Source organism: Nitrospirota bacterium (genome assembly GCA_016180645.1).
Taxonomy (GTDB): Bacteria; JACPQY01; JACPQY01; order JACPQY01; family JACPQY01; genus JACPAV01.
The window spans coordinates 68,398-82,050 of the sequence record JACPAV010000010.1 but is presented as its reverse complement, the minus strand read 5'-3'; the positions used below and the strand labels follow the sequence as shown (position 1 = coordinate 82,050).

The 13,653-nt window shown below is 60.7% G+C and carries 14 protein-coding genes; 4 read left to right on the top strand and 10 right to left on the bottom strand.

Annotated features, from left to right (window positions below; genetic code table 11):
- Window positions 1–15: 15 nt before the first annotated feature.
- Genes coaBC through HYT87_08030 form a run of 3 tightly spaced genes read right to left on the bottom strand, consistent with a single transcriptional unit; the run spans window position 16 to window position 2,527 of the window.
- Window positions 16–1,233 (bottom strand): bifunctional phosphopantothenoylcysteine decarboxylase/phosphopantothenate--cysteine ligase CoaBC, encoded by a 1,218-nt coding sequence (gene coaBC / locus HYT87_08040; protein MBI2059705.1) that lies wholly within the window; start codon window positions 1,231–1,233, stop codon window positions 16–18.
- A complete protein-coding gene (locus HYT87_08035) occupies window positions 1,230–1,772 on the bottom strand; it encodes a hypothetical protein (protein MBI2059704.1) in 543 nt (180 codons plus the stop codon). Before HYT87_08035 ends, coaBC begins: the two co-directional genes overlap by 4 nt.
- Window positions 1,769–2,527, bottom strand: coding sequence for a UDP-2,3-diacylglucosamine diphosphatase (locus HYT87_08030; GenBank protein MBI2059703.1), 759 nt, complete (start codon window positions 2,525–2,527; stop codon window positions 1,769–1,771). The genes HYT87_08035 and HYT87_08030 overlap by 4 nt, the downstream gene beginning before the upstream one ends.
- 619 nt (window positions 2,528–3,146) lie before the next feature.
- Between HYT87_08030 and HYT87_08025 the strand changes: the two genes are divergently transcribed.
- Both HYT87_08025 and HYT87_08020 read left to right on the top strand, forming a co-directional pair.
- Window positions 3,147–3,650, top strand: coding sequence for a nucleotidyltransferase domain-containing protein (locus tag HYT87_08025; protein MBI2059702.1), 504 nt, complete (start codon window positions 3,147–3,149; stop codon window positions 3,648–3,650).
- 1 nt (window position 3,651) lies between these two features.
- Window positions 3,652–4,056 carry a HEPN domain-containing protein gene (locus HYT87_08020; protein MBI2059701.1) on the top strand — a complete coding sequence of 135 codons (405 nt, stop codon included), beginning with the start codon at window positions 3,652–3,654 and terminating at the stop codon, window positions 4,054–4,056.
- Here the strand turns inward: HYT87_08020 and HYT87_08015 are convergent.
- Together HYT87_08015 and HYT87_08010 are read right to left on the bottom strand one after the other, a co-directional pair.
- Window positions 4,043–4,273, bottom strand: a complete 231-nt coding sequence (locus HYT87_08015) for a hypothetical protein (GenBank protein MBI2059700.1) — start codon at window positions 4,271–4,273, stop codon at window positions 4,043–4,045. The two genes, HYT87_08020 and HYT87_08015, sit on opposite strands and share 14 nt — an antisense overlap.
- A 147-nt stretch (window positions 4,274–4,420) precedes the next feature.
- The gene (locus HYT87_08010; GenBank protein ID MBI2059699.1) at window positions 4,421–4,636 is read right to left on the bottom strand and encodes a hypothetical protein; all 216 of its coding nucleotides are present in this window, start codon (window positions 4,634–4,636) and stop codon (window positions 4,421–4,423) included.
- Window positions 4,637–4,778: 142 nt separating this feature from the next.
- Here HYT87_08010 and HYT87_08005 point away from each other — a divergent pair, with 142 nt between their 5' ends.
- Together HYT87_08005 and HYT87_08000 are read left to right on the top strand one after the other, a co-directional pair.
- On the top strand, window positions 4,779–5,546 hold the full coding sequence (locus tag HYT87_08005) for a glycosyltransferase family 2 protein (protein MBI2059698.1): 768 nt from the start codon (window positions 4,779–4,781) through the stop codon (window positions 5,544–5,546).
- Window positions 5,547–5,553: 7 nt separating this feature from the next.
- Window positions 5,554–6,687, top strand: a complete 1,134-nt coding sequence (locus HYT87_08000; protein MBI2059697.1) for a glycosyltransferase — start codon at window positions 5,554–5,556, stop codon at window positions 6,685–6,687.
- On the opposite strand, the gene HYT87_07995 is transcribed toward HYT87_08000, so the two are convergent.
- From HYT87_07995 to HYT87_07975, 5 genes are read right to left on the bottom strand one after another with little or no spacing between them, the layout of a single operon-like run.
- Window positions 6,632–7,351: a glycosyltransferase family 2 protein gene (locus HYT87_07995; protein MBI2059696.1), complete on the bottom strand. Its 720-nt coding sequence runs from the start codon at window positions 7,349–7,351 to the stop codon at window positions 6,632–6,634. The two genes, HYT87_08000 and HYT87_07995, sit on opposite strands and share 56 nt — an antisense overlap.
- A gap of 8 nt (window positions 7,352–7,359) precedes the next feature.
- Complete coding sequence (locus HYT87_07990) at window positions 7,360–8,919, bottom strand: hypothetical protein (GenBank protein ID MBI2059695.1); 1,560 nt, start codon at window positions 8,917–8,919, stop codon at window positions 7,360–7,362.
- Window positions 8,920–8,927: 8 nt separating this feature from the next.
- Window positions 8,928–10,499, bottom strand: a complete 1,572-nt coding sequence (locus tag HYT87_07985; protein MBI2059694.1) for a hypothetical protein — start codon at window positions 10,497–10,499, stop codon at window positions 8,928–8,930.
- Window positions 10,463–12,010 (bottom strand): hypothetical protein, encoded by a 1,548-nt coding sequence (locus HYT87_07980; protein ID MBI2059693.1) that lies wholly within the window; start codon window positions 12,008–12,010, stop codon window positions 10,463–10,465. The genes HYT87_07985 and HYT87_07980 overlap by 37 nt, the downstream gene beginning before the upstream one ends.
- Entirely contained in the window at window positions 12,007–13,548 is a 1,542-nt protein-coding gene (locus HYT87_07975; protein ID MBI2059692.1) for a glycosyltransferase family 39 protein, read from the bottom strand. The genes HYT87_07980 and HYT87_07975 overlap by 4 nt, the downstream gene beginning before the upstream one ends.
- Window positions 13,549–13,653: the final 105 nt, after the last annotated feature.

Here is a 13,653-nt window from a genome sequence, read left to right as displayed (position 1 = left end):
CCTATTGTTCGCCCACTAGCGACGAGAGTCAAGAAGCATGGCGCTCACGCGTTCGAGAAGCCGTCTGGCCACCTCGTCCTTCGGCAGCCTCGGCCAATCCTCGGTTCGTCCGTCGCGCCAGAACAACGTAACGTGGTTATCCTCCGATTCAAAGGCCCTCTCCGCTCCATCGATGGGATTGGCCACGAGCAGATCCAAGTTCTTCTCCTTCAGCTTGGACCCGGCGGCGGACACGAGGCCCGCCGGCTCCGCGGCAAATCCCACGAGCAAGGTCCCGTTTTTCTCTCGGCCCAAAGTCTCCAGAATATCCACATTCGTCCGGAGCGTCAGCGAAACGGTTCCGTTTGCCGCCGCCTCGCGTTTCTTGATCTTTCCCGCCACCGGCTTCTCCGGAATGAAATCGCCGACCGCCGCCGCCATGACCACGAGATCCGCTTTCCGGCCGGCGGTCAGAGTCTCCCTCATCATCTGCTCGGCGGTCTCGACGTGGATCGTCCGAACGCCCACGGGGTTCTCGCGCTCGACCGGGCCGGCCACCAGGGTGACCACCCCCCCCCGCAACCACGCCTCCTGGGCAATCGCATACCCCATTCGGCCGGAGGAAGGGTTCGAAATGAATCGCGCCGAATCCCAATACTCGCGCGTCGGCCCGGCCGTCACCAGCACCGTCTTGCCCTTCAGGCTTTGGGGCGCCAGTCGCTTCTCGGTGGCTTTCAGAATGACCTCCGGCTCCGCCATGCGCCCCTTGCCCACAAACCCGCAGGCCAGAAATCCCTCCCCCGGCTCGATCACCTCATAACCGAACTCGCGGATTCGGGCTTCGTTCTGCCGGTAGGCCGGGTGTTCGAGCATGTTGGTGTTCATGGCAGGCGCCACCAACACCGGCGCCTTGGTGGCGAGCAGGAACGTCGTAACCGGATCGTCCGCGAGCCCCTGAGCCATTCTCGCCACGATGTTGGCCGTGGCGGGGGCCACCACTACCGCGTCCGCCTTCCCCGGGAGATCGATATGCCAGATCTTCGATTGCTGGAGCGCGAACACGTCGGTCATAACAGGGTTCTCCGTCAGGGTTTCAAACGTCAGCGGCCGCACGAACTCCTGCGCCCCGCGCGTCATCACCACGTGAACGCTCGCGCCCGCATCGGCGTAGAGCCGGACCAACTCACAGACTTTGTAGGCGGCGATCCCTCCGGAAACGCCTACAACGATCGTCCGGCCCTTGAGGTAGCTCATGCGCGATGGAGCGGAATCACCTCGGCCACGTCCTTGGACGGATCGTCCACCCATTTCTTTCCGATGTAAGTGTTCCGAAGATAATGGAGAGCGGCGGACAGACGGTCGAAATCGGCCGCGAGGTCGCCGAACAGACGGGATCCCTCCATGCCGGAGAACCGGATTTCATTGGATAGCCGCCAGTATGCTCTCATGCCTTCCTCTCGATACAGATTAACAAAACCGCCGCGGCGAAGAAACTCGACAAAGAAGCCCGTCATGAACAGGGAATAGTCCCCGATGTGCTGATCCAGCTCGATCCCCTGCCGGTCTTCGGTCTTCTGACGAGCTTCGAGCAGCTCCACGATGGTCCGGAGCGGCCGACCCTGGGCGTCCAGCACCTTGAACACACGCTCCGACCGGGCGAATTCCGAGAGCAGGTCTGTCAGGTAGGACGACTCGCCGCCATTCCGGATTTCCAAATCGTGGAAGGTCTTCTTTACGAACCAGCCGAAGATTTGTTTCAGCTTGGGATGCGGGATCAGCCTTTTGGATATCATACGACCTCCTCGTTCGCAGACACCCGGGCATCCAGGGGACGCCCGTCCATCGTTTTGATCGTGAAACGCCCATCCTGGACGTCCACGTAGGTGAAATTCGTGAGCCAGTCGCCCACATTGACATACAGTCCTTTTCGCCCGTTGGATTCCACGGGCACGATTCCGGGCACATGCGCGTGGCCCAGAATCACGACGTCGTAACCCGCGCGAACGCGGTCCTGCGCAAAAGCCGTTTGGGCCTCTAATTGGGGGCGGTCCCGGCCGAGGTAACTCCGGCTCACCGTGGAGAATTGCAGCCCCAATCGCCACATGGCGGAACCGGGCAGGCAGGCCGTCAGGAACCTGAAGAAGGGCGACCGCACGATCCGCTTCAGGATGCGATACTTCACATCGCCGGGGTCCAGTCCGTCGCCGTGGGTCAGCAGCGCCCGGCGACCCCCGAACGACCATTCGAGTTCCTGGCTCACCTCCGATCCCAAAGCATCCTCCACGTAGGGATGCAGGTTGAAATCATGGTTGCCTTCCAGGTAGTGAATTTTCATCCCCGACTGCGAAAGCCTCCGCAGGAGACGCAGCACAGGATAATACTCCCGGACTAGGATGGGCTTCATGCCGAACCATAGGTCGAGCAGGTCGCCCGCGATGAAAAGGTTTTCCACTTCGGGGGCCTTGGCTTCCATGAAACGGACAAACTGGGACTGCCGGGGATCACCTTCACCCCTCAAGTGAACGTCGGACAGGATCAGATCACCCAACAATCATATTCTACCAAACGGCGGCCTCTCTTGGAAACGCCGAGAGAGGTCCCCTCGTCCGCGCCGAGTGGCTTTGGGGTCAGACCTCGATTCATGACAGGCAAGCTTTTTCGCAACGGTCAAGGATCATCCGCAGCCGTTCGTCGGGTCGGAGGCGCCGCTCCAATCGTTTGGCTCTGTTCGCAATCGTCGTCGGGTGAACCCATCCAAAAAACCGCCCCAACTCGTCATATGTTTTCTGGCTATGCCGAACCGCAAGGACCAAAGCAATCGACCGCGCCAGTTCCGGCCCCACGCGCCCGTGCAACGCCTCCGCCTTCGTACCCGTGACCCCCGCCTCCTGCCGGACCAGGCGGTTCAAGTCCTCCACAGGCGCAAGGATCTCCCGGGCCGATGGCAACTCCCGCAAACCCGATCTCGGCCTCGGAACCGCTCCCGAACGAGCGTCCGGACCCGTTCAAAATACTGGAATCTGGAATCTTGCACCCGGTGCCCGAGATGGCATTGGCTGGTAGCCGCGGGCTTTTATGCCCGCGTCCGAAAACGCACCCGTAAAGGGTGCGGCTACCATCGTCAGGAAAAACGCAAGTTGTGACCGCGCTTGGTATATAATCCTCGAATGGGACTTGGATTCGATCACTACCGCAGGTTCCTTGAGGCCTTCACTCATGGGCTCCAGGAGCAACACCAGGATGATCTGGTTTCGGTCGTGCTGTTTGGCTCCGTCGCCCGCGGGACCGCAAGTCCGGAGAGCGACATTGACATCCTCATCGTGCTGACACGGCCGGAGTCGAATGAAATCTGGTGGTCCCAGCGCGCGCTCCTTGAAAAGCTCGCCCAGACCTGCCCGGAGGGAAGGTTGGACGAAGACCTGCCGGGCACGACACGGGTCCGTCATTTCACCTTGTCCACGGAGCAGGCCCGGAAGAACCGCCATCTCTATCTCGACATGACCGAGGAAGCCGTCATCCTGTTTGATCGCAATGGCTTTTTTGCAGGCAAGCTCGAAGAAATGAGGAAACGCCTCAAGGAACTCGGATCTCGCCGCGTGTGGCAGCCGGACGGCTCCTGGTACTGGGAGATCAAACCCGACCTGAAGTTCGGCGAAGAATTCGAGCTGTAGTGTGACCAACCACCAGAAGGCCCGCGCGATCATGCGGGACGCGGAACGGACCCTGAAAGAAGCGGAAGCCCTTTTCCAAGAGGCCAATTGGAACCAGACCATTCGCCGCGGGCAGGAGACCGTGGAGTTGACGCTCAAGGCGGCGCTGCATTTTCTCGGCATCGACTACCCGAAGAGGCACGATGTGGGAAGCACATTTGCAAGCGCCGCGCGGAAGCGAATTCCACAAGCCACGGCGGAGGAGCTGAGGAAAGTTGAAAAGGGATCGGACTGGTTGGATGCCCGCCGGACCTTGGCCTTCTACCGTGATCAAGAGTACACCGAGGCCGACGCATTGGAGGCGTTGGAGCACGCGCGTTTCGCGGTCGACAGGATCCGGGCGTGGTGCTTCTCTACGGAACAGTGACCCCCGCGTAATTCAAGTTGCAATGGCGACCCCATCGTTCCGGATAGTACTCCCGCACGAGGATGGGCTTCATTCCGAACCACAGGTCGAGCAGGTCGCCCGCGATGAAAAGGTTTTCCACTTCGGGGGCCTTGGCTTCCATGAAACGGACAAACTGGGACTGGCGGGGATCACCTTTACCCCTCAAGTGAACGTCGGACAGGATCAGATCACCCAACAATGCTATTCTACCAAACGGCGGCCTCTCTTGGAAACGCCATCGGCCCGCAGGTTGTCCCATCCACCTTGTTCCTGCCACGAAGCGCGCAAGATCAGGGATACCGCTTCGGAATTTCCGGTTCCTTGGCCTCTTTGACATACGTCTTCACCCGAACGGGCAGATTCTCAACTCCACAACCGCGCATTGGTCCACCGTTTGGAGCACGTCCTCGCCGCCCTTCGTTCCCCCCCCAGCCCGGACACGGGCGGTAGTGGCATGCCAAGACCAGATTCGTCCCCCAAGAGTCTTGGGGACGGCGCCGCAACCGAGATCCCAGAGGGGGGTGATTTTTCGCTGGTCCGCCAGGGCAGCTTGAATCACAGCCCCACGAAACCTATACTTGGACAATGGCCCCGCACCAACTCCCGCCCTGTGCGTCACGAAGCTCATCGTAGGGATGGAGAAGCCGCCTATCTGCTCAGACTCTCGCCCAGCCACAGTCAGATGAGAGGATTGGTGCAGGGTGAAAGGTAGGGATCAGCTATCCATCGTCATCCCGGTCTTCAATGAAGCAAGAGCCATACACTTTGTCGTTGAGGAAACTCTTGCGGCATGCGAGATCATTCTTCGGTCTTTACCCAAGATCCGTTCAACGGAAGTACTGCTTATCGATGACGGGTCGGACGACGGGACCGCCGATGTCCTTTCCAGCCTCACGGGGGTCGGCGTCCTTCGGCACCCGCACCGACGGGGATACGGCGCTGCTCTGCGGACTGGATTTGCGGCCGCTCGAGGAACCGTCTTGGCCATGCTGGACGGCGACCACTCCTACCCACCTGGGGCGCTCTCTGCTCTTGTCCAAGAAACCCTGAGTTCAGATGCCGAACTGGTAATCGGTGCCCGCTATGGAGACTTTTCCGGTCATCTGGACCCTATTCGAAAATTGGGGAACCGCTTGTTTAGAGCCGCCATCACGTTGCTGTACGACCATCGCCTGATTGATCCCACTTCCGGGATGAGGTCCTTCAGGCGGGGGTTCTTGGAAGAGGTGGGCACGTTGCCGGACGGTTTTGACTACGGCCTCGCGATGACACTCCGGGCCGTCGCACGAGGAATCAGAATAGGCGAAATGCACATTCAGGCACGCGCCCGGATCGGTCGTTCCAAGCTTCATATCCCGACCCAAGGCGCCAGGTTTCTGCTCACCATTGTTCGAGAATATAGGGCCGTTGGATCCCTGCGCGCGTTGAGCAGGACCTTCCCGGCTCGACCGCTGACCTCCGAGCGCTGAGACCGGCATGAAGATTGCCATTCTCGGCACAAAAGGCATCCCTTGCCGGTACGGCGGGATGGAGATGTGTGCCCAGGAAGTATCTGCCAGGCTGGTGGCCCGGGGGCATGAAGTAACTGTATTCTGTGACAGGAGCCTGTACCCGGATCGTCCCCAGGAGCACCTCGGAGTTCGGCTTCGGCACATGCCCAGCATACCGACCAAGCACCTCCACATCTTATCCGCAACCGTTCTCGCCCTCCCACATGTAGTTCGCGAGAAGCCGGACGCGGTCCTTCTTTTCAACGTGGCGCATGCACCGCTTATTCTTCTCTTGAATGCCTTTGGCATACCCGTTGTTACAAACGTGGGGGGGATGGATTGGCTTAGGGCCAAATGGGGGCCGACTTCCAAGGCTTACTACCGGTGGAGCGCCCGATCATGCGCCAAGTGGAGCCAGGTCCTTGTCTGCGATTCCAAGGTATTGGCCGACTATTATCGATCCACATACTTTGCCGATTCCTCCTACATCCCGTACGGAGCGGTTCCGGAGTCGTCCCGCAATGCGGCCTTGCTGGCGAACCATTTCCACCTTACTCCGCAAAGCTATGGCCTGATCGTCACGCGGCTCGAGCCGGAAAACAATGTGCTCCTGGCGTGTGAAGCGTGGGCCTCTGCCCCCTCGCCTCTCCAACTTGCGGTGGTAGGGTGGGCATCCTATCGGAGCCGATACGTGACGCAGCTACATCGGTATGCCAATGGTAGAATCCACTTCCTCGGCCCCATATACGATCCGGGAGTACTTCAGGAATTGCGGTGCAACTCTAGGATCTATATTCACGGATGCGAGGTCGGGGGGACAAATCCGGCCCTCATCCAAGCCATGGCCTCCGGATGCGAGGTCGCCGCTCTCGACAATCCATTTAACCGAGAAGTCCTGGGCGAGGATGGACTCTACTATCAGAAAACCTCCAGGAGCCTCCTCGGTGTAATTCAGGAGGCCATCCGCGATGGGCAGTCGTCCGTTCGCCGCCGTGCGGTCGCCCGTGACCGCGCCCTTCGCCTCTATTGTTGGGAAGCCGTGGCCGACGCGTACGAACTGGAATTCAGGCGCGTGCAATTGACGCGACCCTTCGGAAGCGCCACTCGAAAAGCGACTTGACAACGGCGAGACCATCCCACCACCTGAGCTTTTTCCCTCCCTTCGACTGCCTGGCTTGGTACGAGACTGGTACTTCCATGATGTCTACCCCCGCTCTTTTCAATTTCGCCGTGGCCTCGGGACAGAACTCGAATCCTTCAGCCTCGATGTCCATCGCGCGCAGATCCTCCGTACGAAACAGCTTGTAACACGTGGTCATGTCCGTAAGGCGGCCGCCATAGAGAACATTCGCGAGAAGGGTCAGGATACGATTGGCCCCCAGGAACGCGAGCCGCATTCCCTCCGGACGTCGCCTCAGCAGAAATCGGGAGCCATATACCACGCGGGCGGCACCCTTCAGCATGGGATCCAGAAGGCATGGGTAGTCGGAAGGATCGTACTCCAGGTCCGCGTCTTGAATGAGGACAAGATCACCCGTTGCATGCGCCAGCCCGGTCCGGATGGCGCTTCCCTTTCCTCGGCGATGCGGATGCCGAACGACTGAGACCCTTCCGGAACACCTCACCTTCGAGACGGTGCCATCCGTGGAGCCGTCGTCGACCACGACGATCTGCTTTTCAACGCCCAGGAATGCAATATCCACCCGTTCCACCCTTCGGATTACCTCTTCGATACTGGATTCCTCATTGAACGCAGGGATGATAATCGAGAGGGTGCGCGGCATGGTCCTGCTCACCGGTCGGCCGGCTGACGTGTGCAACTCGGCGTCTCCGCCACGATCCCGTAGATGGCCATTCTCGAATCGCACCATTCCAGGCTCCATTCGCGGCATGAATCCCTGCCCAGTTGGAAATGGGGATCCCGCCAAGGCAGACCCGCGGCGAGAACCAGGACGTGGTCATTTCGAGTCAAAGGGCTTGTGATCGAACGCCACTCCATTTCATCAAGCGGAGACATCAAAGTCAGCCAACCCTGGGGGCTGGCGAGCGGTTCCGGCCCCAAGGGCAGGCTTCTCCTGCGTAGCGCAGCGCCCCCATTCATCGCAATGTAGCGCGCGTAGATGGACGGGTGAACGAAGATTCGACCTTGGTCGCCGATGGACTCCTTCACTTTGCGATCCCATGCTCCCAAGGGGCGCAGGGTGTGCGGGTGAAACCCGGCCAGGGCCATGGCGTACGCTCCCAGCGATAGGAGCAGCAACGGCGCCGCCAAGACGCTCCATCTTCTCCACCCATCCGCCGGTCCTCTCGTCACCCCTTGTGCAAGGATCGCATAGAGGAAGGGAGTGGCATAGAGAAACCCCCGCGCCTGGTAGAGAACGAAATGCCCTCTCAAGGCGGAAGCGGCGCCTTCGAAGAGCAAGGGTAGGAAGGCGAGGCAGGCAAAAGGAAGAACCGGCCCCCGTCCAAACCCGGCGGTACCGCCGCCCAGACCTCGCGCGAGCAGGGCAAGGAGGCACCCTCCGGTCGAAACCTCCACCCCGCGCATGACCCACAAGGCCGTTTCACTTGGAGGCGCGGAGCACGGAAATGGATTCGATCGGGCCAACTCCACCCACCGCCAAGCCTCGACATCGGCCACCAGGTCGATCAACAGCGCGATCGGGTCGTGTGACATTCGGGAGGCGAAGAGGGTGAAAGATTCTCGAAATGTCGGATCCCACGTGAACACCGTGAGCGCTCCCACCACGAGCATCGGCAGAGGTTGGAGAATCGATCGAACATCGAGACGCCTTGTCGAGAGGAACCTGGCCATGAACGCGGCCGCGAAAACCGGCGCTGCCGTCAACGAGAAGCCTACGATCAATGCCTCGGCCAGGGCGAGAAGCGCCACGCGACTCCAGCGCAAGCGTTTACCCAGCCCCACCGTGAGCGTCCAAAGCACGAAGGGGAATACAAGAGATGTTTCTTTCAAGGGGTAGGATTCAAAGACATGTAGAGGAGATGCCGCCATCCATGCCGAAGATAGAAGCGCCGGCATCCGGCCAAGCCGCGCGAGAACCCAGGTGAACCACAGCGGGATGGCCGCCGCATGCGCCAGTAATCCAATCAAACGAGCCGCTTGGGGGGAAATGGAAAAACCCCGGAGGATCTTCAGCCATGCCACATAGAGAACGTTGCCGCCAAGGATTCTCCTGCTCCCGTCCCAAAGGTCCCCCCAATTGCCACCCGCCAGTTCCCAACGATGCAATTCGTCCACACTTAGATCCATCTTGAACGCAAGCACACCGCCGACGGTTGAAGAGAGCAGCACAAGCCCGAGGAGAAAACGCCGATCCGCTGAACCCACCACCGGGCGGGCTATGGCAGACTGCGGTACAGCAGCAGGTGCGAAGAACATGAGAGCGTTTTCCATTGTCTCCCGCTCGACTGCATGATGCTGAGGTGCGGATCCCGGAAGGAGAGAAGGTCCGGCAGCCCTATGAGCCAAGCGTCCTCTTGGCCGGTAAGTTCAGCCTTGAATCGGGCTTTTTCCTCCGGGGAGATCGGTGCCAGGATCGTGCCCCACCCTGAGGGGTCCTCGATCACGTCCTTCCACACCGGTCGAAGGCGGCTGCGAACATCAGGAGGCGCGTAGGTCTGAACATAGTGGAATCCCGTGCCGGGATAAATGTAGATCGGCCCCACGCCTTGAAGTTCCCCCTGCGCGGACTGGAGAGACTTGCGTAGCGAGGGAAGCTGTGACGGGTGGGTCCCTCGGACAAGCCCAATCATGGAAACCAAGGCAGCGAGCGCCGCCGGCACAAGCATGACGATTCTCCACCCGACTTTCCGCTCTCCGAGGGTTGCCGCGATGCGGGCGAATACGAATGGGGAACTGGCGAGGTACACACGGGGAATGTACCAATGCGGACTTCCCATGATGCCCGTAGCGGCAAGATACAGGGCCAGGTGCCAGATAGGCAAGTGGTAGCACCACTTCGCCGCAGGCAAATCCTTCTCCTGCCGATGGGTGTTCGAGGGCCAAAAAAAGGCCAGAAGGAGCGGCCCTCCAATCACCCACTGTCCAATCGCGAAACCGTTCGACAGCCAGTGAGCCATCGGAGGGACGCATTCGACAGGCTGCTGGGCCCAAGGCAGCCACACCCACAAGTAGACGTGGGAAAAGAAGTCGGCCACGATCTTGAGGGGATTGCTGCTCAGCGCCTGCGCATGGAGGCTGAAGTAGATGGGCCGATATGCCGCATCCCACCGATGGAGGGTCAGAAGCCCGATGAGGATCCAAGGAGCGTGCTGAAGGACCATCAGGGCCATCCATCTTCTTGAACGCTTTTGCGCCGTGAGACATTGCGTCACCGCGTATGCCCCCCAAAACGGTCCCAACGTCAGCGTAAAGGCCGTGCCGGCCATCTGGATCAAGCCGAGTTGGATGGACCGCTTCAGAGCCGGCTCCGGGGACTCCAGGCCCAGCCGGACCGCCCACAGACCGATCAACACCGCACCGCTGTATTCCTTGAGGTCGTATGCTTCATAGACATGAAGGGGCGACCCTGCGATCCAGATGGCCACGAATCCCGCCACGCGCCGGCCCAACCATGCACTGAACCAACGGTACGCCAGGAGAACCGTCAGGCCATGGATCAGCACATTGGCAACCCGCACCGCGAGGGGGGACCAGTGGATCGCCACGAATACCCTCGTCATGAGGAGGAAGAGCTCGTTGCCGCCGGTGATGCTCCGCGCCATTTGAAACATGTCCCTCGGATGAAGTTGGGCGAGCAGCCAGCGGTGGATTTCGTCCGGGCTGAGTTCTTCGCGGAATGCCAATCTGCACGCGAGCAGGCAGGACAAGACAGCCGCGGCCATCACCACCTTCGGGATAGTGCCCGAGGGCTTCACGGCGTCCGGTAGAGAGCGGCCGTTCGGTTGCACCCCGCCAATCTCCACTCTTTTCCCGAGCGGCGCAAGACACTCCGGGCGGGATCCCGCACGATCAGGAACTGGGGATACAGGATCAACCATCCCTGTTCCGGAGACGAGAGTTGGTCCGCCCAAACCGACAACTCATTCTCATGGGCGGGTGCCACCAGGGAGCCGTCACCCAGCGGCTCTTCAAGAATGTTGTTCCCGACCGCCCGCAGATGTTCCCTCCACACCCCGGGCGCATTGCTCAATACCTGATGAAAGGCCACGCCAGGGTAGACGTAGACTGGATCGCGGGGTTCGAGGGATGAGGAATATGGCGAGAGAAGTCGCTTCAATCGGTCGGGCTGAGCGGCATGATGCCCGAAAATCAGCAGGCCCATCATGAGAACGGCACTGACGGCGGCCGGCGCGAACAGGATCGCCCCGAGAGCCTTTGGCAGCGCGCTTATCCCCACGCCCACCGCCCCGAAGACGAACGGCGAAGCCGCCAGATACATTCGACTCGGGTACACATGCGGGGAGCCAAGCAGGAGCGATCCAAGATAATAGATACCGAGGGGAGCCAGACCGAGCCACCCCCACCAGAGGACAAGTCGCCGACCGTCGTTCCCACCCCGCCCCGCCATGCCGGCCCCGATCAGGACAAAGAGGGATCCACCGACCACCCAGGCACCCATCCCCAAAACCGGCCAGAACCATTCCGGTGGTGGAGAGCCGCACGGACTCACATCCGGCGTACCCGGAAGGCCCGACCAGACGTAGACGTGGGCAAAGAAATCACCAATGATTCTCAAGGGGTCGTTCCGGACGATTTCACCATTCATCACCCGGAAAAGCGGCTTGTATCGTGGGTCCCATCTCCAAAGCGTGAAGGCCGTGAGGAGGGCCATGGGTAGATGCTGGAGCAGGAGAACCAACCCTTTCCGACCCCATTTTCCCGGCTGGAGCCATATTTGGCCAAGGGCGACCGCACCCCAGAACGGAGACATCGCAAGTGTAACACCGGTCCCGGCCGCCTCCACCAAACCCAGCAGCGCAACCTTCGTCAGCGAGGTTGTGCGCCCCGGCGCCGAGAAATGCACGATCCCCAATCCCAGGAGGACGCCAAGGCTGTATTCCTTCAGATCATAGGCTTCCGAGAGGTGTAGGGGCGAGGCGGCGATCCAGAGGGCAACGAAGCCGGCGGTCCGGACGGAATGTTCACTGAAAATCCGCCAGGACAGAGTCACCGCCGCGACGTGGGCCAGGAGGCTGACAAGCCTCCAGAAGCGGGGAGACGACACGACCGCACCCGCCCCGTGGAGGAAGAGAAGGAACAGCTCGTTCCCCTGAGTGATATTGACGTTGAGGCGGACGATTTCCGCCGGAGGTCTTTGCGAAAGAAACCAGCGGTTCGCCTCGTCAAATGAAAGGTCCTGTGTGGTAGCCAGGTAGACTGCCACGAGACCGCTCGCAGCGGCAGCGCCCCACACCCAAGCGGGTACGCCGGGGGAGTGCGGACCGCCCTCACGGGTCATGGGCACTTCTCCTTGGGTGGCGTGGATTTGAAGATCCACACGTCCCCATCTTGCGCGTCGAGCGCCCATCTGCATGGATCCACCGCAGCGAGGTCCGGATCGCTCCATTGCAGGTAGGACCTCACGGCCACAAGCGCGGCCTCCCCCCTCGGCAGTTTTCGAAGCGCTTCCCTCGCGACTTGCCGTGAGGCGATTTCAAAAATCGGTTTCCACGTGTCCGGCCTCTCCAGCGCGGTCGGCCCGAGAGAACGGATGGATTTCCTCCTAGGCGGGGGCGCGTTGTAACGGATGTAGTGCACCGCGTCGGCAGGGTAAATCCATGCAGGCGTACCGTGCGGCAGTCGGCTCAGGAGGGGCCGGACGGGGCGGTAGGGGTGGGGCCACACGCCAGCCAAGAGCGTCAACAGCGACAGCACGGAGGCCGCCCCCAACCCCAATCCGATAATCCTCTTCCATGGGGACGATAGCGCCTCGAACCCGGCGGCGAGAAGCGTGGTCAGCCCCATGGATGAAGCGAGGAACGCCTGAGGCAAGTAAAGATGGCCGTAGCCACGCGCGAGGAACGCGATGTAATAGAGGAAGGGGGCCAACCCCACCGTCCATGCGAAAAGCTTCAGCGGCGCGCTATCGCTATATCGAGTCCAGGCCCTCAGAACAAGAATGACGACTCCTCCCCCGAGGCCAATCTTGGCAAGAAAATAGACAATCTTGATGATCCCCTCGAAATGCCCGTAGGCATCCGCCCAATTCATTGCGGTCAGAAAGTCTTGTAAGCGTACATCCAGATTCGGATACCACGCGGCCAGGCCGGTCAATTCTTGCGCCGCGAGCGAAAGAGGATCGAGGTGCAGCCGCCCGACGACCTGCTGAAAACCTGCTTCGTTTCCATGCGGCCAACTCAAGGCGGTCACGATCCCAGACGCAAGCACAGGGGTTTGACTGCAAAGCCAATGGCCCCAGGGGAACTTCTTGGTTCGATGCCACGCCAGGGGCAAGGCCGCCGCCAGCCCACCCCAAACGAAGATCGAGGGGAGCGACAACCAAACGGAAACCGTTTCGGCCGCGGCGATGGCCGCCCAAAGCCCGGGGCCGCCTCCTACGGCCACCAGTCTTGCCGCAAACCACAACGTCAGGGTCTCGGGGACAAGGGCCAGAGGATACTCTTTCAGGAGGGCGCCCTGCTCGACCTGGAACGGCGAGCAGGCCAGTATCGCAGCCGAACCCAATGCAATCCGTTCGCCGAAATTCTTCCTCAGAATCGCGTAGGCCAACGGCGCAACCATGGCCCCAGCCAATAATCCGGGTAGCCGGATCCACACGGTCGGTTCCAGTCCCGAAAACGGTCTAAGAAACAGCGAATAGAGTGGATTCCCCCCCAGCAGGATGATCGACCGATCCCACAGCTCCCCCAGCGGACCCGTCGCCGATTGCCATCTTTTTATCTCATCGAGGTTCAGTTCCCGCCCTAGAAGGGGGAGGCGGAGACTCATGCCCAGCATCCAGATCAGCAACGCTCGGACGGCAGGTGGGAGGGACATCAGACTCTCTCAGAATTCAGCAGGGCGGGGGAAACTTCGCAACTCTTCTTCCACCCGAGGCCTTCGGAACGATGCGCGAGACCGCCTCACCCACGCGTTGTATCA

Bases quoted from the DNA above. Each gene is read 5' to 3' on its own strand.
- coaBC (MBI2059705.1), bottom strand. From the start codon at position 1,233: ATGAGCTACCTCAAGGGCCGGACGATCGTTGTAGGCGTTTCCGGAGGG.
- HYT87_08035 (MBI2059704.1), bottom strand. From the start codon at position 1,772: ATGATATCCAAAAGGCTGATCCCGCATCCCAAGCTGAAACAAATCTTC.
- HYT87_08025 (MBI2059702.1), top strand. From the start codon at position 3,147: ATGGGACTTGGATTCGATCACTACCGCAGGTTCCTTGAGGCCTTCACT.
- HYT87_08000 (MBI2059697.1), top strand. From the start codon at position 5,554: ATGAAGATTGCCATTCTCGGCACAAAAGGCATCCCTTGCCGGTACGGC.
- HYT87_07995 (MBI2059696.1), bottom strand. From the start codon at position 7,351: ATGCCGCGCACCCTCTCGATTATCATCCCTGCGTTCAATGAGGAATCC.
- HYT87_07980 (MBI2059693.1), bottom strand. From the start codon at position 12,010: ATGACCCGTGAGGGCGGTCCGCACTCCCCCGGCGTACCCGCTTGGGTG.
- HYT87_07975 (MBI2059692.1), bottom strand. From the start codon at position 13,548: ATGTCCCTCCCACCTGCCGTCCGAGCGTTGCTGATCTGGATGCTGGGC.